Origin of the sequence: [Mycobacterium] stephanolepidis (assembly GCF_002356335.1) — a bacterium.
In the GTDB taxonomy this organism is placed as follows: domain Bacteria; phylum Actinomycetota; class Actinomycetes; order Mycobacteriales; family Mycobacteriaceae; genus Mycobacterium; species Mycobacterium stephanolepidis.
In genome coordinates this window covers 4,851,576-4,875,181 of the sequence record NZ_AP018165.1, presented here as the reverse complement: position 1 = coordinate 4,875,181, position 23,606 = coordinate 4,851,576, and the positions used below count along the sequence as shown (strand labels likewise).

Here is a 23,606-nt window from a genome sequence, read left to right as displayed (position 1 = left end):
TACCTCACGGGCGAGCGAAGCGCATTGTGCGCTAAGCGCTTCCGATGTCCGTGATGACGCCGCTGAGCGCGTCGTAGGAACGGATCAGTAGATCGCGCAGCTCGGCGCGGTCGACGATGCCGTCGATGAGCCACGCCATGCACATGTCGACGATGTAGACGACCCAGGCGCGCGCGATCATGCGTTGGGCGGGCGTGGGCGTTCCCGAGACGATCCTCTTGAGGGTGTGCTCTGTTACCACCGCACGGTTGCTGTCGAGGATCTCCCGGACCTCCGGGTCGGTGCTGGTCAGTCCGCGGGTCATCGCGATGTATGCGTGTGGATGCTGTTCGATGTGGTCGAGGTAGGCGTCGAGCGAGGTGAGGAACTGCTCGTAGGGCGGTAGTGCGGGGTCCACCGTGATCGCCCGCAGAAATGACTCGGAATCGCGGCGGACAATCTCGCCGACGAAGGTCTTCTTGTTGCCGAAGTAGTGGTAGATCAGGGCGGACGACACGCCCGCTTCCTGGGCGACGTGCTCGATCCAGACCTCGTCATAAGGGCGGGTGGCGAAGAGTACCGAGCCCACCCGCAGGAGTTCCTCGCGGCGGGCTGCCACGGAAAGACGAGTTCGAGGAGTCGTTGACATGAGTTGGGCCACAGGATAGCGTGCCGTTCTTATTATAGTTGGACTCAATAACGACGACGGGATGCTGCTGTTGCTGCGATTGCATCATCTGGAGCCGGTTACGCCGGATTCGGACTTCTATGTTTCTGCGCCGCTGATCGCCGAGGGCCGTGCTGCGTTTTCGGTACCGGTCGAGCAGTTGTGGGCGCTGCTGGACGACATCGACTTTCCGCCCTGGCGTGCCGAATGGCTCACCGCGCCGCCGCGCGGCGACGGATCACGACGCATGTTGCGGATGGGAGGGCGTCATCTGAACGCCGGATACTTCACACGATTTGAGCCGTTCCGCGAGATGCGTTTCTACCTTGGTGAACTCGCGTCACCCGGTGTACGCGCGCTGGCGGCCGTCATGTGGTTCGACACGTTGGGGCCGACCCGGAGCGCCATCCGGTGGCGGGTGGCCGTCAAACCCGGTCTACTTGCCAAGCGTACCCGGCCTGTCCGATGGGTCACCGCAATCGCCAATCCGGTGATGTCGCTGGGCATGAAGATTGTCTTCGGCTATGGATTGAGGCACGCACGGGCCAAGGCCAGTCGATGAGCACGGGGCGGGTACTGGTCGACTCCGATGAGACCGTCGAGGTCACTCGGGTCGGGTGGCATTCACCGTTGGAGCAGCATCCGACCGCGTGTCCCGAGGCCCTCGACTACCTGAGCTTCCTGCGCTACCGGCTGACCGGTGGTCCTGCCGAGGCTCACGACGCCGACGCCATCCTGGTCTTGCAGCCGGGCAACTATGGCGGACCCAGTTCCCTGGATTGCCTTGCCAACACCGTGCTGCGCCGGGGCGTGGAACAAGTTCTGGCAGTCGAAGTGTGGGCGCTGGCCCGCCGCAGTGCCGGCCTGGAAGACTCGGCGGGCGTGCGTGCCGCGTTCGCCGCCGATGCACCCGATATCGCCTTCGATTACTACTTCAACGGCGCGGTCGTCGACGGCAGCGTCTTCGAAGGAATCAAGGCGAATCGTGACGTCCCCTTCCTGGCAGAGTTCGGATTCGCTCGTGTCATCCGCGACATGCACGAGACGCTGGAGAGATTCGTTCCCGACCCAGAAGTGCGGCGCCAGAAGGTGTTTATCGGAGGTCACTCCGGCGGTGCGATTGTGGCGGCCGCTTTTGGCGCGTGGGATTTCGACGGGATTCCCGGCCATGACATGTGCAGGGGATTCGTCGCGCTGGACACCCCTGTCGACTGCGACTTCGGGTTGCGGACCCACCCGGCGCTACGCGTCGCGGGGTGGCCGGTGCCGTCACTGGCCGAGGCGCTGTATCCGCACGTGGTGGGGGGTCTGAGATCCGGCGTGCTGCCGCGGATCTCTGGGAGTTCGGTGGCCCTGATGTCTTATGCCCTGCGTGTTTACGCGACGTACGCGTACCTGAGCCCGGAGGTCGAGTCGAACCTGAATGAACGGATCACCACGTCGCTTGCGGCAGGCGCGTACCACCGTGTCTGGCGCATCCTCACACGGCTCATCTTCTCGACGGGTCTGCGGCAGGTGTTGACTGGGCGGCCGCGGTTCCGCTACACCAGTGCTGCGGAGTTCGGGATGTGGCTGGGTGCTGCAGTCAGTCCCGTTGGGGTCGGCGGAATCTCGGTCGGATCACTCGATGGCCCGCAAGGCCCGCGGTCCTTCCCGGTACCTGCGTGGGCCTGGCGTGTTCCCGTCGTACGCGGGCTGGTGGGGTTTCTGTTGGGGGAGAAACCGCTGGCAGGCCCGACAGATCCGGAGCACCTTTACCGCTGGAACTCTGCCGTCGGTACCGGGCAGTCCGCGGAGATGGCAGCGAGCGCAAAAGCATTCGCGGGGCGCGCGGCTGTGTGTTTCGAGCCCTACCACGCCTCCCGATACACCATTGATCAGGCGTTCGTCATGGCGGGAGCGCGCTGCGGGGATCTGGCATCCATTCAGCATGAGCGGGGTATGCGTGCCAAGCCCTTGCTGTCGCTCTTCGCCGGATTGGTTCCCTTTGCGCCGCGCCTGCCATTCGTGAATGTCGGTGAAGCACATGTTATCCGGGGCTATACGCATGTAGACGTGGGCTTCGCTGTGCCGCGACCTGACGGCGTGCCTGAGCCGCTCGCCGACTTGATCACCAGCTTTCTGCTGCGGCACACCGCACCGGTGGACAATCGAGGAGGGATGGATGAACCAGGTCGAGCGTCGGGCTTCAGGCTCGCGCGTTGAGGCGTTGTTCCGCCGGCCAGGCGCCAAAAACACAGCCGTGCAACCATTGTGGTACGCCGAGACCGAGTCCGTGATCGCTGCACCACGTGGAGATGTTTGGCAGACGATCGTGGATGTGCACGGCTGGCCTAGGTGGGGAAACTTCTTACCGTTCAGGTCGCGTGGACCCCTCGTCGAAGGCGTCGCGATGGCTCTGGGCTTCGGCCGTCGCGGCTGGATCGTGGTTCCGTTGGCGCGTTGGCTGGTTGTGCGTCACGCGGACACACTCTGCTGGGGTGGCGGCATTCCGGGACTACATATCCGGCATTGGGTGATGCTCGAGGAGATCGCCCCCGACGTGGTGCGGGTGCGCCATGGTGAAGGTGTGCAAGGAGCGGTGGCCCGAGTTCTTCCGGGATTTCTGCGCCGGCCCTATGGTGCGATCCTCGGACTCGTCGTGAATCGCGGGTTGGAGCGCCGATTCCGCCCGCACGTCACCGGTTAGGCCTGCGCAGGATGGTGACGGACTCATCGATCTTCTTGAATGATGCGAAGGTCTCCGTCGGTACACCGAATATCGCGGCGAGGACATCGGGCGGCAGCTTGCTGATCGACGCGCCAATTCCAATGTCGTCCTTGCCTTCCGCAGTACTGGCGTTGAACACGATCAGCAGCTTGAGGTCCTCGGTGCCTTTGTTCTCGAAATAATGCAGCGATCCCTGAGGTGCGAAGACGACATCGCCGACGTGTGCGTCGAAGGTTTCACTGTGTCCCTCCGGGTCCAACAACGTCCACTTCGCCACACCGCTGGTGATGACGTTGATCTCCCAGGCGCTGGGATGCCAGTGCGGTTCCCGTATTCCGCCCGGCTGCAAGGTCACCATGACGATGCTGGCCTGCTGCCCGGTGAGGATAGGGAAATTGCCCTCGTGGGCCTGCCGCAGGTCGCCCCCGTAGAAGGTTTGCGGTGCCAGCGCGCCAAGGTGAAACAGGTGCGGTTGTGCGGTGTTCAACTCGGCGGGGATGCGGGGATCGCCGAAGCGGGCGGCGTCATCGGTCACGGTCTGATCCTTTATGTCGTCACGGGAGCGGGGAGAAGACAGAGCGCGGTCGGCCCCTGCGCCGGCGACGGCTGCGACCCCCGCCACTCCGACACCGCCGAGGACGGTGCGTCGATTGATCGGCTTCATAACGTGAAGGTAGGACCGCGCGACTAATTACGAAAGACGATAGAAGTGATTAATCTAAACGAATTTAGTGATTAATTAGAGCGCTGGGCCAGGATGGCTCCGCCGAGCCAGCGCCTGAGAAAGCGACGCAGTTCATCACGGGAACGCGTGGCTTCATTGGGTGAGACGAAGAACGACAGCATGATTCGTAGGGCGAACTCGACGAGTCCGCGTTTGGCCTCATCGTCGTATCCGTACTGGTCCCATTCGACGTCGAATCGGCCGAGCATGCGCAGACCGAAGGCCTGTGCCTCGTCCGAGGTCATATCGCTGGTGTGCGAGTGTGCGTACGGTTCGGACATCATGATGGCCAAATGTGGTGTGCGAGTGACTTCTTCCAAGGTGTAGAGCACACCCTCGGTAAGTGCTTCGGCGGGATCGGTGATACCGCGCACGACTCCCGTCAGCCGGTCCAGGAAGCTGTCCACCGACGCGATGGAGGCCGCATGCATGAGTGCGTCAGCCGTCGGGAAATACCGGTAGACGGTCTGCCGGATGACGCCGAGCTCTGCCGCGACGTCGGCCAGGCTTACCGCTGAACCGGTCTCGCCGATCAGCTTCACGGCCGCGGCGACTATCCGATCGGACGCCTCGGCGTCACTGTTCGGCGGTTGACCGTCCCACCCCCGTCTACGCGCCATCGTGAAGTCCCCTGGCCGCCGGCATCTATGCAGCATATCGACCGTTGACACCGCACGCCCGATCCAGTAATCATACAGAATAACAAATAAGTGTCTGATTGTATGTTCTAAGCGAGGTGCCTGTCATGACGGAACTCATCGTGCGCAAGTTGCGGTTTGCGTTCGCCGACCATCACGTTCCGTTCCTGTGGAACGAGTCCAACCCGGCGTTTTCGAGCATGGCCAACGCGGTCTCCTTCCTGGCGATCGCATTCGAGAAGATGATCGGGCAGATGATTCCCGAGGCCATGCCGCTGATTGCCGATCCGGCGATCGCCGAGGAGGCCGAGGCCTTCGTTCGGCAAGAGGGCCAGCACTCCATGGGGCATCGCCAGCACGCCAAGGGTCTGATCAAGAGTTACCCGGGCCTCAAGGAGACCCTGGACGAGGTAGTCGCCGCCTTCGATGACCTGACCGCGAACAAGCCGTTGAAGTATCGGTTGGCCTACACCGCCGACCTGGAGGCGACGTTCACCCCGGTGTTCAAACTGATGCTGGATCACGACGACACCCTGTTCGCGCCGGGCGACGATCGCGTCGCCTCGCTGTTCCTGTGGCACTTCGTCGAAGAGGTGGAACATCGCAGCTCGGCGCTGATCATCTATGACGCGGTGGCCGACGATCCCTGGTACCGCATGCGCGTGGCGCCGTCGATCTTCAGGCACGTTTGGGCGGTGTTGCGCATCGCCTGCGAAGGCTTCAACAAGCATGTCCCTCTCGAGGATCGCAAGGTGGACGCGCTGTCGATGTTCGGCATGCAGGCGCGGAAGAAGTCTCTGCTGCAACGGCTTCCGTTTGTGGACGCACCGTATGACGGACCCATCGAGAACGCGTTCAGTAGCTTGCCGGTGCGCGAGGTGCTCGTCGCGATGTCGGGTGCGGTGCGCAGTCAGATCCCGGGGCACAATCCAGCACATGAGAAGTTGCCGGCCTTGGCCGACGAATGGTTCGCGCGTTATGAGGCCGGTTATGAAGTCACGCAGTGGTACACGGCTGATCCGGTGGCGCAGGTGGGAGTCTGAACATGTCTGATCTGTGTGCCCCCACATTCGCCGATCTGGCAGCGCGCCTGGGATTCTCGTGCGACACCGCGGGAGGGATCGTCGCCTTCCGCAGCCCGTTCTCACTGGAGAACTGGACGCTGCCGGTCTTGGAACTGACCGTAATCGCGGGGGCGGTGTTGGCGCTGGTCTACGCGATCATTCGGCTCCGCCGCCACAACGATCCGACAAACATCGTCGTATGGTTCGGAGCGATCGCATACCTGTTGATCATCGAACCGCCCCTGTACTTCCCCGGGCCGTTCGGTATCAGCGAGCATGTGGATACGATGTTCGCGCACAACGTTTTTACTGTCGACTTCTTGTGGGGACGGCTACCCCTGTACATCATCGCGATCTATCCGATGATGGCCACCGTGGCCTTCGAGATCGTCAGGACACTGGGCGTCTTCCGCCGCTACGGCGTCCTGATCGGAGCGGCGTGCGTCGGCATGGTGCACCACGCGTTCTATGAGATCTTCGACCACCTCGGCCCGCAATTGCGGTGGTGGGAATGGACGCTGGACAATCCGCTGAACAAGCCATTCTTCGACTCGGTGCCCATGGGCAGTGTGGTCGTCTTTGCCGCACTATGGCCGATGTCGTTGGCTTTCTGTGCCCAATTGCTCGTGGGGCGGCATGTGGACCATGGGCGATCCTTCACAGGAGGTCAGATCATCTGGCGCACGGTGGTTATCGGTGTGTTGGCGTCGATCGGTACCGCGGTCTTGCCGCTGCCGGCAACCATCGCGGGTGCGGTATCGGGCAGCACCACCGTGGTGGGTGTGGTCTATGCCCTGGAGCTGATCGCCGTCGTGGCAGTGGCGGCGCCTGTGCTGATCAAACAGTGGCGCGGTGTCCGGCGCGATGGCGCGGACGGTTACACCACGCATCCGGCCATCCTGATTTATGCGGGGTTCTACCTGGTGGTGATGACGGTGCTGTGGGTGACGGCGCTGCCCGACTACGTCGGGGCGGACAATGGGGTGACCGGCACCGGCGATCCGATCGGCAGTCTTTGGTATGCCGCGATTTGTCTGGGCACCGCGGCGGCGAGCACAATCGCCGCCTGGACTGTCGCCGCACCCGCCCACCGAGGTGGATTGGGGCAGCGGACGCACACAGTAGCGATTGGCGCCGGCGAATCCTAGAGCCAGTCGGGATAATTCCGCGGCGCGCATTGTCCAAACTGGCTATCGCATTCCGACGGTCATGGGCTCCAGACTCGGTGGATGCGGATGGCATCGACGCACCGAAATGTTTTCGGGCGGTTTGGGGCACGGCCGTGACACGACCGAAGTTCCGCGGCCTGGAACCGGGCCTGGACGAACTGGAGTGGCAGGTTAAAGCGGTCTGTCGCGGAATGTCGACGGATATCTTCTACTACGCCGAAACTCAGCGTGGAGCCTTGCGGAAGCAGTACGAGGTGCAGGCGAAACAGATCTGCAACGAGTGCCCGGTGCGCAGGCCATGTGCGGCGTATGCCATGAGAACCGATGAACCACACGGTGTTTGGGGCGCGATGACAACACGGGAGCGCCGAGTGGCCATGACACGCTCCCGGCGCAAGGCCACCACGGCGGAGCGCGCTACATCTTGATCGACGGCAGCAGCCGCGTCAGATTCCAGAGTTGATTGCGCCGGGCCGACAGGCTGGTGATCAGGAGCCCGCCCAGCGCGATGCAGAGCAGGGTGATCACCGACTGCCACAACCTGCCGTCTATGCCGCCCAGGATCAGCTGACGCAATCCGTCGACGCCGTACGTCATCGGATCGTATTTGTGCAGCACCTGGAAGGGTCTCGAGGTGGTCTCCACCGGATACATGCCGCCGGCGCTGACCAGCTGCAACATCAGTAGCGCCATGAGCAGCACCCGGCCGACGGCCGGACCCACCAGCGCGTTGATGGCCTGAGTCGCGGCGACGAACGCGAACGAGACCAGCACCATAAAGGCGAGCATCGCGACGGGGTGCGCGGCGTGCATTCCAAGTGCGAATCGCACCACGCAGTACAGGATGATCGCCTGGAAGATCCCGATGGTGGCCGCGGGAAGATAGCTGGAGAGGGCCACCCGAATCGGCAGAACCTCGGCGGCGATAGCCCGAGTTTGCAAGGGCCGCAGTATCATCCAGAGCACCAATGCGCCGAAGAACAACGCCAGCGTGACGAAGAACGGTGCCATGCCGGTTCCGAAATTGGGCGCGGCGTTCTCATGCGAGGTCTCCAGATGCACCGGACCACCGATGGTGTCGGCGATGGCATCCTTCTGCTGAGCGCTCCAGTTGGGCACCTGCTTGGCGCCTTCGGCGAGCTTGGTCGCCAGTTCAGCCGAACCGGAACGCAGCTGTGCGGTGCCCGACTTCAGTTGTTGTGCACCGTCGTCCATGTGGGCGATACCGGTGGACAGTTGCGCGTTCCCGGTGGCCAGCTGCTGCGCGCCGTTACGCAGCTGGGTGAGCTTGTTGGTGAGCTCCTGCCCCTTGCCGCCGACCTGATCGAGCGCAGACTTCAGCGGGCTGCCGGGTCCGCGCAGCGTCTCGGTCATCGCGATCGACGCGTTCTCCGCGTCGGTCAGCTGTTGGCGAACCTGGGGTGTGAACTGATGTTCACGCAGCTGATCCTGTATCCCGCGCAAGGTGTTCGCCGCCGGGTCCTGGCGCCCGGCCAGCTGATCGATCACCGCGGTGAGCGCGTTCGCGGCGCTGTCCTGGGCCTTGGCGATGCCGTCGATTTGATCATTGGCCTGCCGGAGCGCGTCGGTGCCCTGCTGAAGTTTGTCGGTGCTGCCGCCGATGTTCGCGACCGCCTTACTGACGGTCAGCAGGGGGTCGGTGGCCTGGTTGATGCCGTCGGAGAGCTGCTTGGCGCCGGTGGCCAGTTGCGCTGATCCGGGTCGGGCGGTGTGCAGCCCGTTGGCGAGCTGGCCGGCACCGTCATCGACCTTGGCCGCGCCGTCTGCGAGTTTCTGGGCGCCATCGGCGGCCTGCTGGATGCCCGCGCCGGAGGAAACCACGACGGACAGAACCTGATTGACGGCCTGCCCGGAAATACGGGTCGAGACGGCATTGAGCACCTGGTCGATGGCGGTGCGGCCGATGCTCGAGGAGATGTAGTTATTGGCGTCGTTGTAGACGGCGACCAGATTGGCCTGCTTGGGCTGACCGGTCAGCGGTGAGGCGATGGCCTCACTGAAATCGGGCGGCAGCTCCAACATGAAGTAGTACTTGCCGTGGTCGACTCCGGCGCGCGCCTCATCGAGATTCAGGACGTGCCAATCCATGCTGCCGTCTGCGGTGAGGCTCTTGGAGATCTCCTCGCCGATGTTCACCTGCTGGCCGGAAACAGTGGCGCCCTTGTCGGCGTTGACGAGGGCCACGGGCATCTTGTTGACGTGGCCGAAGGGGTCCCAGTAGGCCCACAGATACAGCGCGCCGTACACCAGCGGCAACAGCATGAGGACCACGATCGCGGCGCGGGTCATTCGGCTGCGGCCGAAACGCTTTATTTCTGAACCAAATGCGAGTCCAGCGAGCATGGGCTAGTCCCTCCCGGTGAGGATGCGATGGTCGTGCAAGTCATGGATGGGCGCGTCGATGCCGAGGGGGTTGGTCACCCCGATAACGATGGTGCGGTTCTTGGCGAGCGCGCCGAGTCGTTCGACGGCCGTGGCCCGGCGCGAGTTGTCACGGACCTGTTCCAGGTCGCCGATGACCAGAATGGGCCGGTCGGAGAGCAGCGCCAGCGTGATGCGCAACAGGAACAGGTCGAGGTCGGACAGTTCGACGATGTACGTGCCCGCCGATGGTGTTGGAAGCTCACCGAATACCTCGGCCAGCGTGTCGCGTCCGGTGTCGGCAGGGACCCGTGAGAACCACGGTGCCAGCCAGCGAACCTGTTCGGCCAGAACGGTCTGCACCGTCACGGTCTCTTCGAGCTCGTCGATATCGGCGAAGGCAGCGATGGCACAGTGTCGGCGGATCGTGCGTGGATCGCTGTCACCCATCACTGTGACGGTGCCGTGGCTGGGTTTGAGTCGCCCGGCCAGTGCCAGTAGCAGCGTGTGCTGTCCGGGTCCACCGGGCATCTGAATGGCATGGAACCCCGAGGTGAGTTCCAGGTCGATATCGGAGAAGAGCGGTCCGTGTTCACCGTCCACGCCCAGTCCGGTGGTGGTGATCAGGGCCGAAGCACTCTGCTGGGGAGCGTCCTCTCCCGGCTCCTCGGGTAGCGCGGTATCCGATTCATCCGGTGTGGTGGTGTCCGGCTCGTCCTGTGCGTTCACGGGTTGCTCGTTTCAGATCGCTGACTGGCACGTCCATTCGATCAAACATCAGGTTGCCCGGGGAAATCAGTGTGATCTCGAATATTCCTGTGGCCGTGAGTGACATTCGCGGGCTCCTCCGGGCCACAGATCAGCTGTGCTCGGGGCGATAGGGATTCCCGTCGAACCGTTCGAGGGTGACGAATTCCTCGACGGCGTTGCGTCGCAGCCTGGTCAGCTGCTTGATCGGCTTGCCGATGGGTAACACCGCGGCCACCGCGTACGTATCGGGAATACCCAGTAGCTCACGTACTTTCGGCTCCTGTGCGACTGCCATGGTGGTGAGCGTTCCGCCGAAGCCTTCCGCTCGCGCGGCCAGCAGGATGTTCCACACCAGCGGATAGACCGATGCTCCACTGATGACGCCGACACGACTGAGCTCCTGATCCGTCGCAGCGACAAGCCGCAGGTCTACACACACGACAAGCACGACCGACGCGGTACGCAGCGTTTCGGCTACCGACGCGGGAACGGTGGTCGCATCGATGGTTTCCGGATCGACCTGTGTGGGGGTTACCGGATTCCACGGCGATTCGCCCGCCATGATCTGCGCGAAGTAGCGGCGTGCTCCCGGCTGCGCCGCCGCGATGAGGCCTTCACGGGCCTGTTGGTCCCGGACCACGATGACGTGACCGGCCTGCCGGTTTCCTCCGCTTGGCGCAAACCGGGCGTTGTCCAGGATGCGGTCTAATACCTTGTCGGGCAGGGGTTCTCCGGTGAACTCACGTGCCGCGAACGTGGTGCGCATGACGTCGTAAAGTTCCATGACGTCACTCTAGTCAGCGCGGGGTGGACTCAGCCGTCTCTTGATCTCGTTCTGGAACGACACGAGGACGCCACGCACGGCGGACTCGGTGACGGTGACCGGTGTGAGCACGGATTCCGCGAGCCCAGCGATCCGCTCGATGCGCGTCATCACGTTCTCCATGCGCTCCACGACGAGCATCATGCGGGGTGTGAGCTCGCCGATGACGCCAAGTGTGTCGTTCATGTCGATGAGAACTGCTGACATGTCGGTGAGCACGGTGTCGAGCTGCTCGACGGTGACGTCCGCGTTGAGTGCCGCGCGGGCCAGTTTCTGGATCCGCTCACGCCCGCTGCGGGAAGCGGGCGAGCCCTTCTCCGGGGTCTCGTCGAGCACCACGCGGTCAGTATTACAGCTCGGTGTGCTCAGTCGTGCTGATGTTCCAGCAGATCCGCCTGATTGATCTTGAATCTCGGCATGAGTAGCCATCGGAGGGTCTGCGCGCGTGCACGGTCGATGAGCTCACCGGAATGCGAGAAGTCGATCGGTGAGATACGGACGGGACATAGCGGCGGAACCACCCGCAGGTCGACGGTCCCCTCGAATCGGGCCACATCTACGGCCAGGCGTTGGTTGATGGCCAGCGTGGTGGCGTGCAATGCCATGGCCAGCGCGCCTTTCGGGGCTTCGCGAAGAGCGCATGAGTATCCGGTGGGCAGCACCCAGATCTCGTCGGCGCCCAGTGAAACAGCGTGGGAGAGAGGGGTGTTGTTCACGACGCCGCCGTCGATATAGTCCCGCCCGTCGATAGTCACCGGCGGCAGCACGGCGGGGATAGCGGCACTGGCGGCGATCGCGTCGATCGGATTACCGCGCGACAGCAGGATGTCTTTGCCGGTGAGCACGTCCGTCGCGACAACGTGCAGGGGTATGGGCGCGTCTTCGAGCCGGTGGAACTCCAAGTTTTCTCGCAGTAACCGGCGCAGGCCCGAATCCGAAACCAGGCTGCGCCGGCGACCGACAAACCCCAGGAACCCCGTGTACAGGTTGGTGGGAAAGACGTCACCGCGTGAGAGCGAACGCCACAGATCGGCGAGTGCGTTCACACCGCCCATATCGGAGCGGGCGGCCAGCCAGCCGCCGTTCAGGGCACCCACGGACGTGCCGACGATCAGGTCGGGGGTGACGCCCGCCTCTGTCAGCGCCTGCAGCATGCCGACTTGTATCGACCCGAGGCTGGCGCCACCGGACAACACGAACGCCGTTGTCATGGTCCAACACTAGCGATCTGCCAGGGAGCCGGGCCGCCGCATAACCATTCTGGACAGGTGTCTGGTTTTCGGTAATAGTGGATTCGGTATAACCCGTACACGTCCTCGGCCGCAATCAATTAGGGCCTGGACACTTGTCTATTTGGAGGTTGGCGTGACCGGTGATCGTGTTCTGGTGACCGGGGCGTTCGGCCTGGTGGGGTCCGCTGTTGTGGATGCCCTCGCGACACAGGGTTACGCGGTGGCTGCCACTGATCTGCGCACACCGGCGAACCTGCGGAGCGCGGAATGCCTGCCACCCGGAGTGCAGGTGCACTGGGCCGACCTGACATCCGTCGCCGAGGTCACGGCATTGATCGAATCCGCAGCGCCCGCAGCGATTGTCCACCTCGCGGCGGTGATTCCGCCGTTCTGCTACGCGAATCGGGCATTGGCGCAGACAGTAAACGTCGAGGCGACGGGGCATCTGGTGGCAGCCGCCTCCGGGCTTGCAGCGCCGGCGCGCTTCATCCTGGCCTCCAGTGTCGCGGTGTACGGCACCCGAAACCCGCATCGTGACAGGGGGTTGCTCACCGCCCAGACGCCGGTCAACCCGAGTGATCTCTATGGTGCCCACAAGGTTGCCGCTGAGAGGCTGGTGACTTCGTCGCCACTTGAATGGGTTGTACTGCGGCTCGGCGGGGTGTTGACTCCGACGCCTCGGTGGAGCATTGATCCCAACTTGCTGCGATTCGAAGCGGTACTTCCGTCGGACGGCCGGATTCAGACCGTCGATGTGCGCGATGTCGCGCAGGCCTTTTGCGCCGCGGTATCGACGAGTCAGGTACGCGAGGTCTTCCTGATCGGCGGCGACAGCTCCCATCGCACCACGCAGTCGGCCGTTGCATCGGAAACGGCGGCCGCCATGGGGCTTGTCGGCGGCGTTCCGGCGGGACGGCCGGGTGATCCCGACGATGATCGGAGCTGGTTCGTCACCGATTGGATGGATACGGAACGTTCCCAACAAGTCCTTGGCTTCCAGCGGCATTCGTTACCTGTGATGCATGCTCAGACCAGTGCCGCGGTGGGGTGGCGGCGCGCACCACTGCGATTGGTGGCGCCGATCGTGTGGGCCGCGCTCAAATCCCAGTCGCCATACCGCGGGATGGGTGGGCGTTTCGCCGATCCGTGGCGTGCGATCGATCGGTGCTGGGGCGATCCGCAATACTGAGACCATGCGAAAGGTCGACGGATGAGTGGCATTGAGCGGGTCGTGACCCGCGGAACCTTCGAACTCGATGGCGGCAGTTGGGAAGTCGACAACAACATCTGGATCGTTGGTGAGGGCGACGATGTGGTGGTCTTCGATGCCGCCCATTCGGCAGCGCCGATCGTCGAGGCGGTCGCCGGACGCAATGTCGTCGCGGTGGTGTGTACCCATGGACACAACGACCACATCACCGTCGCTCCCGAGTTGAGTCACACGCTGGACGCGCCGGTGCTGTTGCATCCGGCTGATGACGTGCTGTGGCGAATGACTCATCCGGACAGGGATTTCCGTGCGGTAGAGGATGACATGGTGTTGGCCGTCGGTGGACTGGAACTGCACGCCCTGCACACGCCGGGTCATTCGCCGGGCTCGGTATGTTGGTACGCACCCGAGCTGCGGGCAGTGTTCTCGGGCGACACCCTATTCCAGGGCGGACCGGGTGCCACCGGCCGGTCGTTCTCCGATTTTCCGACGATCCTGCAATCCATTTCGGGCCGGCTCGGCCCACTACCCGAAGACACGGTGGTCTACACCGGTCATGGCGACACCACCACCATCGGCGACGAGATCGTGCACTACGACGATTGGGTGGCGCGCGGGCACTAGCGTGCGGTGGTTCGGAACCGGTCGCGGTAGGACTTCGGTGAGACTCCCAACTCGCTGACGAACACTCGTCGTAGCGTCTCGGGGCTGCCGAATCCTGCGATTCGAGCGGCTTCGGCGACGGTGCTGCCCGCATCCAAGGCGCCGCGGGCCGCATCGATTCGGGCGAGCTCCACGTATCGTGCTGGCGTAGTGCTCAATTCGGTGTGGAAGAGTCGGGTGAGCTGGCGGGTACTCAGCGCCGCCCGCGCGGCCAGCTTGCTGACGCTGTGATCGCCGGCGGGGTCGGCGGCGATCGCGTCGGTCGCCGGGCGCAGCGCCGAGCCCGCGGGTGGCGCCGACTCCACGAAGACCGAGAACTGGGACTGCCCACCCGCGCGTTTGAGATAGACGACCAGTGACCGTGCTACCTCGCGCACGATGTCTGATCCGTAGTCGTCCTCGACGAGCGCCAGCGCAAGGTCGATACCCGCGGATACCCCGGCCGAGGTGAAGACATCCGCATCTCTGACGAAGATCGCGTCGGGCTCGACGGTGATGTTCGGAAACGCCCGCTGCAGCAACCCGGTATGACGCCAATGCGTGGTGGCGCGACGATGGTCGAGTACACCGGCCTGCGCGAGCAGGAAGGCACCCGTACAGATGGATGCGATGCGCCGGCAGCGTGCGGGCATTCGGGCCAGGGCGTTCACGAGTGGGGGGTCCAACGGGCGCCCGATCAGCACATCCCCACCCGCCACCAACACGGTGTCCGTGGACTCGATGGAGTCGATCGTCGCGGTCACCGAGAACGCTGATCCGATGGATGTCGCCACATCCTGCCCGTCGACCGAGGCCACCACCAGCCGGTAGTTCGCGCCGAATCGGTTGGCCTCGGCGAACACCTCGGCGGGACCGGCCAGGTCCAGCAGCTTCATGCCGTCGAACACGACGATGGTGATGAGCCGCTCATCGGACATGACCTCAGGATCGCAGATGCGCGGCCGTGCACATGTCCGGATCTGTGGGATCGACGGCGGTTGCGCACCTCCCACTCGCGAGTGTTTGCGCCAGAGACTCGTAGGTGACCGAGTTCCGTCGGACACGTTCCGCCAGACATGAGGAGATGCCATGACCGAGATTGCCGGAGTCGAGATCCCGGACACCCCGCTGGTCCGTGAGATCACCGAGTACATCCGCGACACCGAGGACGATCTGCTGTTTCACCATTCCCGCCGGGTGTATCTGCTCGGTGCGTTGCAGGGTCAGCGTCGCGGTGTGAAACCTGATCTGGAGATGCTGTACGCCGGTGCGATGTTCCACGACATCGGCCTTACCGAGCGGTTCCGGGACTCGCAGCTGCGTTTCGAGGTGGACGGCGCGAACGCGGCCCGCGACTTCCTGACCGAACGTGGGGTGGGTGCCCAGGAGGCGCAGAACGTGTGGCTGGCGATCGCGCTGCACACCACGCCCGGGATTACGGAGTTCTTGAGCCCAGAGGTGGCCCTCGTTACTGCCGGGGTTGAAACCGACGTGGTCGGCATTGCGCGGGATGCGCTGTCTGCCAAAGATTTAGATGCGGTGACCGCCGCGCACCCGCGGCCCGACTTCAAGAACGGAATCCTGAACGCCTTCTTCGAGGGCAATCGGCACCGGCCGGACAGTACGTTCGGCAACATGAATGCCGATGTGCTCGCGCATTTCGATCCGTCCTTCGTGCGGGCGGATCTGGTGGAGCTGATCCGGGCCAATAGCTGGCCGGAGTAGGTAAGGCGCCCTAGAACGGTGGCGGATCTTGGGCGGCGAGTGCGGACAGCGCTGCTTCGCGTTGTAATCGGTGGTGGCGGTTGAGGCTTCGTTCCGAGCGGTGCCGACGGTCGCGTTCCTGTTTTCGGGTGCGTAGCCGGGTAAGGGCGGGAAAGAGGAAGCGGCTGGCAGGAGTGGTGACGTAGGTGTGCCCCGTTGGGGCCTTCCAGTGCACGGTGCCGTCGGGCTCCTGGATCTCGGTCCAGCCGCCGAAGGTCTTCAAGAGATGATGTTTGCGGCACAACGCTTTCAGATTGGCGCCAGTGGTGGGGCCGCCCGCGGCCCACGGCACGGTGTGGTCGGTGTCCGTCCGGTCTGCGGCTGCCTCGCAGCCGGGGAATCGGCAGAGCTGGTCGCGAGATCGCACGAAGGACACAAGCCCGTCGGATGGACGGTATCCGGTGCTCTGGGAGTCAGCGAGCATCCGAGTGCGGGCGCCGGCGGCCACGGTGCGCGCCTGCTCGGCGGCAAGCACCCCGAAGCCGGGGACATGGGCGGGTACGTCGTCTTGACCATCGAGGGTTGACTGGTTGACGATCACGTTGACGACGACCGCGACATCGGCGATATCGCGTCCAGCGCAGTCGGGACGCCCACAGGTGCAACGCATCTGATCAAGACCCCGTGTCAACGCGCCGACCGCATCGGCACGGCGCTGGGCTTTGGTGCGTGTATCTGCCGGGCACACAGTATTGGCCAGAAGATCGAGACGTTTGTCCAGCGCGACGGCATGGGTGGCCTGCAGGGTGCCCCGGATCTCGACGACGGGTTCGCCGGTGCCGACGGGGCGGATTTCGATGTGCTGGCCCTCCTTGGCGGATCTGTTGCGCCGCACGGCGTCCTGATCGAAGCGATGCACCAACGCATCGAGTGCCGCGGTGATGCGTTTATGTGACCAGCGCGCCCAGTGGGGCAGGGCCCGCACAATCGCGGTATCGACCTGGGTGACCACGGCATCGTTGTCGACGAGTTCGGTCCGGTTGACGATCAGTGCGACGGTCCTGAAGTCAAGATCACCGGCGGCGAAGCGTTCAGCGACTCCCGTGAGGCGGTGCCGCAGAACCTGGGCGTACCGCATCTGGCTGGAGGCCAATGCCTGGGTGATGCCCTGAGCCGCCGCGATTTCGGCGGCAACCCTGTCCCAGCGATCCAGGGGGTGACGGTCCCGTGCATCGGCCTTGTCGAGGTCAGCGTGCCGGTCGACGAGCACGCCGATAGCGTCCAAGCGTCGGGCACATGCCTGCGCCTCGGCACGCTGTGCCGACGTGACCACATCGATCAGATCCGCGTCTCCCAATAAATCGAACACACTTTCGACTTTAGGGGAATCTGTTGAGCCGCACCGTGCACCAGACCCTGGTTGTGGACCAACTGCCGATTGTGGATAACCCGGGGGATCCTCTAGTGCGACCGTGGGTCCGTCAGGATCTCAACCAGGGCAGGCCCAGGATGGCTGAGCGCCTCGGCGATCGCCGGATTCAGCTCGGCCGCATCGCTCACGCGCCTGCCATACGCTCCACAGTCGCGGGCGAACTCCGCGAACGACGGATTGTGCAGCGAGGTTTGCCACACGGCGTATTCGGAGCTGCGCTGTTCCTCGCTGATCTTGGCCAGCTCGCCGTTGTTGAGCAGGATATGGGTGATGTTCATGTCGTACTTCACGGCAGTGGTGAAGTCGGCGAGGTACTGACCGAAGCCGCCGTCACCGGTCACCGCGACGATGGGCCGATCCGGGGCCGCTGCCCAGGCGCCCATGGCGGCGGGAAAACCGAAGCCGATGGAGCCGAGGTATCCCGACATGAGCACCGACTGTGCGGTGGGCTCGAAATAGCGGCCGAACGAGTATGCGTGATTTCCCACATCGACTGTCAGTACCGAATTTTCGGGCACCAGGCCGTTGAGCTCATGAAAGACGGCGGCAGCAGGTACCCGTCCATGTGCGGGGGCGGCGGCTCGGCGCGCTTTTTCCGTGCGCCATACCGACCAGCGTTGCGCGAGCTCGGGGCGTTGATCGACTAACGACGGGTTTGTCCGGAGCCCATCGGACAGGGCCGTGGCCGTCACGCCGACGTCACCGAGCACCGGCGCCGTGACCGGCCGGAAGCGGCCGAGCGCCAGTGGGTCGGTGTCGACCTGAATGGTCGGCTTGTAGGGCGAGATGCCAGTGTGATTCGAGAACGATGCGCCGAATACCAAGAGCAGATCGGTCTTGTTCATCATCCAGGACGCAACCGGTGTACCCGAGCGCCCCAGCACCCCGCCGGCGAGCGGATGACGGTCGGAGATCTGACCCTTGGCCTTGAAGGTGGTGAGGACCGGGGCGCTCAGGCGCTCGGCCAGCGCGGTGATGGCCGCCATGTCGAATTTCGCACCGGCGCCCACCACGATCACTGGGCGCGTGGCCGATTCGATGAGACGCAGCGCCGCGTCGAGCGCCGCTGCCGGTGGGCCCACCCGCAGATCCGGCATGCGGCCCTGCGGCCCGGCGGCCGGATTGTCGGGCGCGGGGAGCACCTGAACTTCGTCGGGCAGCACAAGATGGCCGACACCGCGCTCCAGGATGGCGTGCTTGAGCGCCATGGTCATCAGTTCAGCGTGGTCGGAGCCCGACCGCACCATCGCCGAATACACGGACACGTCGGCGAAAGCCGCCAGCAGATCGATGTCCTGGAAGGTGCCCTTACCGGCCACCGATGAATCCACGTTGCCCGAGATGGCCAGCACCGGTGCGCGATCGGCCTTCGCGTCGTACAGCCCCGTCAACAGATTCGTCGAGCCTGGGCCCGCGATACCGAAACACGCGGCGGGGCGTCCGGTCAGCTTCCCGTATGCCGAGGCGGCGAAGGCTGCCGCGCCCTCGTGCCTGATGCCGAAGTACCGCAACTTGCCGTCGCCTTCGGCCCGGTGCATCGCCTCGGCGACACCGAGATTCGAGTGTCCGACCATGCCGAAGACGGTGTCCACACCCCAGTTGGTCATGGTCTCAATCAGCACGTCGCTGACCGTGCGGACATGAGGAGCCGGCGGTGGAGTGCCCACGTATACGCCGTCCTCGCGCACGTCCACGGGATAGGTCAGCACGTCGAAGTCGGGTCCGCCGGCTGCCTCGCCGGTAAACGGGTCGAAGTCGAATCCATGCCAGGGACAACGAATCTTGTCGTTCTCCAGGGTGCCCTGACCCAGCGGACCGCCCTGGTGGGGGCAGCGGTTGTCGATGGCACCGAAACGGCCGTGCAGTTTGGTCAACGCCACGGATTTCAGGCCCACCGGGCAGACCGTCACCTCACCCTCATCCAGCGCATCCTGATCAGCCGCCTTGTGCCAGACCAGTTCCTGTTCGATCACAGTGGTATCGCTCCTGCGTAGGGGACTGCGCTGAGGTATGCGAAGTCGCGGTCGAATGTGACGAGATCGTCGAGCTCCAGGTCGGCAAGACGGCGATGCCCGCATGCCCTGGCCAGTATTGTCATCAGCTCGACGGTGGACTGCAGGAATCGCTGCAATCGCATGGCGGCAAGGTCGATGGGCAGACGATCACGCAGCGCTGGATTCTGGGTGGCGATGCCGACGGGGCAGGTGTTGGTGTTGCAGGCGCGCATGCCGACACAGCCGATGGCTTGCAGAGCGGCGTTGGACAGGCCGATGGCGTCGGCGCCCAGCGCCAGCGCCTTGACCATGTCGGCCGCGGTGCGGATGCCGCCGGTCACCGCCAAGGTCACCTCCCGGGCACCGGAGCGATCGAGATGTCTACGCGCGCGGGCCAGAGCCGGAATGGTCGGTACGGAGATGTTGTCGCGAAAGAGAATTGGTGCAGCACCGGTGCCACCTCCACGACCGTCGAGAATGATGTAGTCGACGCCGATGGTGAGCGCCGCGTCGATATCGCGCTCGATGTGCTGCGCGCTCATCTTGTAGCCGACCGGGATTCCCCCCGACAACTCGCGCACCTCGTTCGCGCAGTCGCGGAATTGGTCCAGGGATGTCCAATCGGGAAAGCGAGCCGGCGAGATCGCGGGGGTGCCCGGTGCGAGACCGCGGACTTCGGCGATCTTCCCGACGACCTTGTTACCGGGCAGATGCCCGCCGGTGCCGGTCTTGGCGCCCTGGCCGCCCTTGAAATGAAAGGCCTGCACCTTTTTGACGTGCTCGAAGCTCCATCCGAATCTGGCGGAGGCCAGCTCGTAGAAGTATCGCGAATTGTGTTGCTGTTCTTCGGGGAGCATGCCGCCCTCGCCCGAGCAGATGCCCGTTCCGGCGAGCTCGGCACCGGCGGACAGCGCGATCTTTGCCTCTTGCGAGAGTGCCCCGAAACTCATATCACTGACAAACAGGGGGATATCGAGGGTCAGCGGGCGCCGTGCGCCCGGGCCGATCACTGTTCGGGTGTCGACGGGTTCGTCGTCCAGCAGCGGCAGACGGGCCAGCTGGCCGGTCACTACCTGAATCGAATCCCACGAGGGCAGCTTGTCGCGCGGAACTCCCATGGCCGCCATCGTCCCGTGATGCCCGACTCTGTCGAGCCCGTGGGCGGCGAGCTCGTGAATCTGGGTGACGAAGAGCTCCTCCGCGGTATCAGAAGGTTTGATCCACGCACCCTGATAGCCGTCGTCCTCGTACGACACCGGATGTACCTTTGCGAATGCCGACACTGCCGATTCATCCACGTAGACAGTGCCGTTGGAGACCCAGGCGGGAAATTTCGTCAGTGCGACCGAGGGATTGACCGGTGAGATGCCGCTGTCCACCTCATAACGCCAGCCGTGGACCCCGCAGACCAGGAGGTCGCCTTCGAGGTGGCCGTCGACCATCAGGGCACCGCGATGTGCGCAGCGCCCGTACAGCGCCGAAACATTCTCGTCCTGACGGATCAGAACGATGTCCACGCCGCTCACTGTGGTGGCGTAGGGCGCCCCCTCGGGGAGCGCCGACAGCTCTGCCACCTGCAGTGCCGCTGTGGGCAGGGTAGTCATGGGTGCACTATGCGTCACCGTGGACATGAGCGCATCAGTCATATGACTGGTGCGGTGAGCGGGCCCAGCTACGTGATCAGATCGCGCAGCTCGTGCCGTCGGCTGATCCCCAGCTTGGGGTAGACGTGATACAGGTGAGAAGCGATGGTGCGAGGTGAGAGGTTGAGCTGATCGCCGATCTGGCGGTTGGTCATGCCAGACGCCACCAGCCTGACAATCTGCTGTTCTTGCGCGGTCAGCGATTCGAGGCCGGCTGTGGTCCGGACGGATTTCGAGACGACGCCTGCCGCACGCAATTCGGCACGGGCGAGTGCCGCCAGTGCCTCGGCGCCATGGCGCTCGAAAACCGCCAGGGCCGTAGATAGGAGTGGACGTGCCTCGGCGGGACGACGCGCTCGGCGCAACCACTCTCCGTAGTGCAGGCGGGCGCGCGCGTTCGATCGGCCACTGATCTCCGGTGGAATCGTCTACCGCGAGCCGGAAGTAGTTCTCCGCATTCGCGGTAGAGGACACCAGCGCCATCGCCTGGTGATGCAGAAGCCGGATCCGGGTGGGTGACGCGGAGTCCAATTGGCCTCCGATGGCGTCGATCAACGGCCGGACCTCCTCGGCGCGGCCGCCCAGGCCAGTTCGGCGACCCCGCGGTGCGATACGACGAAGTGCGTGGGCATCCCGTCGGCATGAAATTGCGCGCGGAAATACTGATACGCGCCGTCGAAGTCGTTGTGGAGGAACGCCGTCCAGCCCTGTGCGCGCGTCAGCGCCGCACGTGTAGCTCCTGACAGCGTGCTCGACGAGGACGTATCGATACCTCGCAACATCGCTGTCGCTGCCGTGACGTCACCGCGATACGCGAGCAGCTGCGCACGACACACGGCTGTTTCGCTGCTCAGTAGTGCGAGATCGTGGAGTTCGTACAGGTCCGTGGTGGCGGCAAGGAGCTCGTCGAGTTGACTCCAGCGGCCCGTGTCCAGCAGTGCCCAGGAAAGGGGAGCTATCGCATAGGTGAAGCCCCGCATGCCTCCACTGCCTTTGAGGGATTCCACCGCCTCCGAGAGATGGCGAACGGCAAGGTCGGAATCGTCGGTGGAGGCAGCCATCACGCCTACCACCAGATGCCGAAAAGGTTCCAAGATCGGTGCCTGCGGTGTGAGCCAGCACCGGTCGAAGGATGTCGGCCTGACGTGCCCCGAAGAGGCGGTATCGGCGTACATGCCGATGTAGGTGCGCTGCAGGGCGGCGGCGCCCTCCGGGAACGTCAAGAATTCGGCCTGTGTCTCCTCCTGCTCGGTGTCGTCGAAAGGGAGGCGGGGAAGCCACTTCTGGAGGGCCTCGCGGTGTGCGATATCCCCGGAGTAGTACGAGGCCGAGGCGCCCAGATAGGCCAGCGTAAGGGCCAGCCGACCCTCCGGAGGCGATGCGCCCTCCATGCAGCGGAGAACCAATTCGAAGGCCTCGGTCGCCTGTGCTGATTGCAGCCGGATGGAACCTCGGGTGAGGGAGGCCTAACCGAGGATATCGGGTTGATTGGTTAGCTGAGAAGCCTTGTCGCAGAGGATGAGTGCCCACGCGGTATCGCCGCCGAAGTTCGCGGCGGCCGCGGCGCGGGCATACCGGCGCGCACCGTCGTCACCGTGTGGACTCAACTCTGCGGCACGCTGCAGCGCACGCGTGACCTCCAGGTAGCCTCCGCGCTCCTGGGCCAGCTGCGCAGACTGCTCCAGTGCGGACGCGATGGCCTCATCTGGCCCGCCCGCTGCTTCAGTCAGATGCCATGCGCGGCAGGCATTGTCGAGTAACGGGGATTGTCCGAAGGCGAGGTGGGCGGCGCGTTGTTCGGTCAGGGTTGAATCGGTGTAGGCGAGGGTCCGAAGCAGCGGATGACAGAACTTGATCAACCTATCCGGGGTGATACTCAGCAGCCCTGCTTTTTCCGCATCGTTCCAGACGGACATGTCGGAGCCGTAGCCGGCCACGTCGGTGATGATGTCCACGGTTTCGTATCCCGAACCAGAGGCACTGTACAACAATAGTTTCCGGGTGGTCGCGTCGAGTGCTGCCAGCTCTATGGAGAAGATGGAATGCGCACCGCGGTATCCGGCCATGTTGTTTCCGCGGAACACCGTGGCGCCGGAAAGGCCGTAGAAGCGTGCCCCTTCGATCAGCGCCAGCGGATTTCCGCCCGCCCACCGGATGATCTCACCGCGAACGCCACGATCGGGAGGCGGCGTCTGTGTATCGAGGAGATCACTCGCTTCACGATCGTTCAGCGCCGGTACGTCGATGACGGTGATGACCGAGTCGAAGCCCGGCAGCCCATCTCGGTGTCGGCCGGTCATGATGACCGAGATGGGAGTGTGGATGAGCCTGCGTGACACTGAGGTCAGCACTTCACGTGAATCGCGGTCGAGAAGGTCGACATCGTCGATCGCGAGAAGGAGCGGGCGTTCACGGGCTACGGATTTCAGGAGAGCAAGGAGCGCGTGCCGGATGACGGCAGGACTGCGTGGTGAGGGTGTGCCGTCGATACCGAGGATATCGTTGAGGGTGTCACGCAGCAGTCTGGGCAGCGCGTTGACGTGCTCGTTCAAGGGGCAGATGAGTTCAGCCAGGGACGTGTAGGCATGCAGCAGATCTGGCTGACTCCCGGCGGCGAAGAGCACCCGGACTCCGGCGTTCGCGGCAGCTGCGGTGGCATTCAGCAGCAGCGCTGACTTACCAATCCCGGCCTCCCCGAGCAGGAGTAGCACGTTGGGCGGGTTATCCGTCGTGGTCGCGACGCGCCTGACCGCGTCGCGCAGGTTGTCGCGCCCGACGAACGAAGGAGGGGAATGAGGAGCGGTCATGGCGTTTGCGATGGTAGCGCCAGGACCGCGTGGCAG

The 23,606-nt window shown here is 64.1% G+C and carries 24 protein-coding genes; 9 read left to right on the top strand and 15 right to left on the bottom strand.

Features of this window, described 5'->3' with window-relative positions:
• Positions 1–31 precede the first annotated feature (31 nt).
• Positions 32–628, bottom strand: coding sequence for a TetR/AcrR family transcriptional regulator (locus MSTE_RS24220; protein ID WP_096505064.1), 597 nt, complete (start codon positions 626–628; stop codon positions 32–34).
• A gap of 61 nt (positions 629–689) precedes the next feature.
• On the opposite strand from MSTE_RS24220, the gene MSTE_RS24215 reads away from it, so the two are divergent.
• Genes MSTE_RS24215 through MSTE_RS24205 form a run of 3 tightly spaced genes read left to right on the top strand, consistent with a single transcriptional unit; the run spans position 690 to position 3,335 of the window.
• Positions 690–1,208 (top strand): SRPBCC family protein, encoded by a 519-nt coding sequence (locus tag MSTE_RS24215; RefSeq protein WP_096505062.1) that lies wholly within the window; start codon positions 690–692, stop codon positions 1,206–1,208.
• Positions 1,205–2,851, top strand: coding sequence for a hypothetical protein (locus tag MSTE_RS24210; protein WP_096505060.1), 1,647 nt, complete (start codon positions 1,205–1,207; stop codon positions 2,849–2,851). Before MSTE_RS24215 ends, MSTE_RS24210 begins: the two co-directional genes overlap by 4 nt.
• The gene (locus MSTE_RS24205) at positions 2,811–3,335 is read left to right on the top strand and encodes an SRPBCC family protein (RefSeq protein ID WP_096505058.1); all 525 of its coding nucleotides are present in this window, start codon (positions 2,811–2,813) and stop codon (positions 3,333–3,335) included. Before MSTE_RS24210 ends, MSTE_RS24205 begins: the two co-directional genes overlap by 41 nt.
• Here MSTE_RS24205 and MSTE_RS24200 read toward each other — a convergent pair.
• Together MSTE_RS24200 and MSTE_RS24195 are read right to left on the bottom strand one after the other, a co-directional pair.
• Positions 3,325–4,020 (bottom strand): cupin domain-containing protein, encoded by a 696-nt coding sequence (locus MSTE_RS24200; protein ID WP_096505056.1) that lies wholly within the window; start codon positions 4,018–4,020, stop codon positions 3,325–3,327. The two genes, MSTE_RS24205 and MSTE_RS24200, sit on opposite strands and share 11 nt — an antisense overlap.
• Positions 4,021–4,091: 71 nt before the next feature.
• Positions 4,092–4,700: a TetR/AcrR family transcriptional regulator gene (locus tag MSTE_RS24195; RefSeq protein WP_096505054.1), complete on the bottom strand. Its 609-nt coding sequence runs from the start codon at positions 4,698–4,700 to the stop codon at positions 4,092–4,094.
• 125 nt (positions 4,701–4,825) lie between these two features.
• Between MSTE_RS24195 and MSTE_RS24190 the strand changes: the two genes are divergently transcribed.
• From MSTE_RS24190 to MSTE_RS25770, 3 genes are read left to right on the top strand one after another with little or no spacing between them, the layout of a single operon-like run.
• Positions 4,826–5,761 carry a metal-dependent hydrolase gene (locus MSTE_RS24190; RefSeq protein WP_096505052.1) on the top strand — a complete coding sequence of 312 codons (936 nt, stop codon included), beginning with the start codon at positions 4,826–4,828 and terminating at the stop codon, positions 5,759–5,761.
• A gap of 2 nt (positions 5,762–5,763) precedes the next feature.
• Positions 5,764–6,930, top strand: a complete 1,167-nt coding sequence (locus tag MSTE_RS24185) for a hypothetical protein (protein ID WP_096505050.1) — start codon at positions 5,764–5,766, stop codon at positions 6,928–6,930.
• 38 nt (positions 6,931–6,968) lie between these two features.
• Positions 6,969–7,379: a WhiB family transcriptional regulator gene (locus MSTE_RS25770; protein WP_096506345.1), complete on the top strand. Its 411-nt coding sequence runs from the start codon at positions 6,969–6,971 to the stop codon at positions 7,377–7,379.
• Here MSTE_RS25770 and MSTE_RS24175 read toward each other — a convergent pair.
• The 5 genes from MSTE_RS24175 to MSTE_RS24155 all read right to left on the bottom strand — a co-directional run bounded on the left by MSTE_RS24175 (position 7,369) and on the right by MSTE_RS24155 (position 12,117).
• Complete coding sequence (locus MSTE_RS24175; protein WP_096505048.1) at positions 7,369–9,315, bottom strand: YhgE/Pip domain-containing protein; 1,947 nt, start codon at positions 9,313–9,315, stop codon at positions 7,369–7,371. The genes MSTE_RS25770 and MSTE_RS24175 overlap by 11 nt on opposite strands.
• Before the next feature lie 3 nt (positions 9,316–9,318).
• The gene (locus tag MSTE_RS24170; RefSeq protein WP_096505046.1) at positions 9,319–10,062 is read right to left on the bottom strand and encodes a hypothetical protein; all 744 of its coding nucleotides are present in this window, start codon (positions 10,060–10,062) and stop codon (positions 9,319–9,321) included.
• 130 nt (positions 10,063–10,192) lie between these two features.
• Positions 10,193–10,867, bottom strand: coding sequence for a nitroreductase family protein (locus MSTE_RS24165; RefSeq protein ID WP_096505044.1), 675 nt, complete (start codon positions 10,865–10,867; stop codon positions 10,193–10,195).
• A gap of 9 nt (positions 10,868–10,876) precedes the next feature.
• Positions 10,877–11,245, bottom strand: a complete 369-nt coding sequence (locus MSTE_RS24160) for an ATPase (protein ID WP_231896954.1) — start codon at positions 11,243–11,245, stop codon at positions 10,877–10,879.
• A gap of 26 nt (positions 11,246–11,271) precedes the next feature.
• Complete coding sequence (locus tag MSTE_RS24155; RefSeq protein WP_096505042.1) at positions 11,272–12,117, bottom strand: patatin-like phospholipase family protein; 846 nt, start codon at positions 12,115–12,117, stop codon at positions 11,272–11,274.
• A 154-nt stretch (positions 12,118–12,271) separates the two neighbouring features.
• On the opposite strand from MSTE_RS24155, the gene MSTE_RS24150 reads away from it, so the two are divergent.
• Positions 12,272–13,327 carry an NAD-dependent epimerase/dehydratase family protein gene (locus tag MSTE_RS24150; protein ID WP_231896953.1) on the top strand — a complete coding sequence of 352 codons (1,056 nt, stop codon included), beginning with the start codon at positions 12,272–12,274 and terminating at the stop codon, positions 13,325–13,327.
• A 21-nt stretch (positions 13,328–13,348) separates the two neighbouring features.
• Positions 13,349–13,972, top strand: a complete 624-nt coding sequence (locus MSTE_RS24145) for an MBL fold metallo-hydrolase (RefSeq protein WP_096505040.1) — start codon at positions 13,349–13,351, stop codon at positions 13,970–13,972.
• Here MSTE_RS24145 and MSTE_RS24140 read toward each other — a convergent pair.
• On the bottom strand, positions 13,969–14,928 hold the full coding sequence (locus MSTE_RS24140; RefSeq protein ID WP_096505038.1) for a GlxA family transcriptional regulator: 960 nt from the start codon (positions 14,926–14,928) through the stop codon (positions 13,969–13,971). The genes MSTE_RS24145 and MSTE_RS24140 overlap by 4 nt on opposite strands.
• A 151-nt stretch (positions 14,929–15,079) precedes the next feature.
• Here MSTE_RS24140 and MSTE_RS24135 point away from each other — a divergent pair, with 151 nt between their 5' ends.
• Positions 15,080–15,715: an HD domain-containing protein gene (locus MSTE_RS24135; protein WP_096505036.1), complete on the top strand. Its 636-nt coding sequence runs from the start codon at positions 15,080–15,082 to the stop codon at positions 15,713–15,715.
• 10 nt (positions 15,716–15,725) lie between these two features.
• Here MSTE_RS24135 and MSTE_RS24130 read toward each other — a convergent pair whose 3' ends face one another.
• The 6 genes from MSTE_RS24130 to MSTE_RS24105 form a co-directional block, all read right to left on the bottom strand.
• Positions 15,726–17,063 carry an HNH endonuclease signature motif containing protein gene (locus MSTE_RS24130; RefSeq protein WP_096505034.1) on the bottom strand — a complete coding sequence of 446 codons (1,338 nt, stop codon included), beginning with the start codon at positions 17,061–17,063 and terminating at the stop codon, positions 15,726–15,728.
• Between the two features lie 92 nt (positions 17,064–17,155).
• Positions 17,156–19,099 carry a thiamine pyrophosphate-dependent enzyme gene (locus MSTE_RS24125; RefSeq protein WP_193442047.1) on the bottom strand — a complete coding sequence of 648 codons (1,944 nt, stop codon included), beginning with the start codon at positions 19,097–19,099 and terminating at the stop codon, positions 17,156–17,158.
• Positions 19,096–20,724, bottom strand: a complete 1,629-nt coding sequence (locus tag MSTE_RS24120) for a glutamate synthase-related protein (RefSeq protein ID WP_096505030.1) — start codon at positions 20,722–20,724, stop codon at positions 19,096–19,098. Before MSTE_RS24120 ends, MSTE_RS24125 begins: the two co-directional genes overlap by 4 nt.
• Positions 20,725–20,792: 68 nt before the next feature.
• Positions 20,793–21,128, bottom strand: coding sequence for a helix-turn-helix transcriptional regulator (locus MSTE_RS24115; protein ID WP_157997739.1), 336 nt, complete (start codon positions 21,126–21,128; stop codon positions 20,793–20,795).
• Positions 21,129–21,314: 186 nt separating this feature from the next.
• Positions 21,315–22,154 (bottom strand): hypothetical protein, encoded by an 840-nt coding sequence (locus MSTE_RS24110; protein ID WP_096505026.1) that lies wholly within the window; start codon positions 22,152–22,154, stop codon positions 21,315–21,317.
• A gap of 75 nt (positions 22,155–22,229) precedes the next feature.
• Positions 22,230–23,570, bottom strand: a complete 1,341-nt coding sequence (locus MSTE_RS24105) for an AAA family ATPase (RefSeq protein WP_096505024.1) — start codon at positions 23,568–23,570, stop codon at positions 22,230–22,232.
• Between the last annotated feature and the right edge of the window lie 36 nt (positions 23,571–23,606).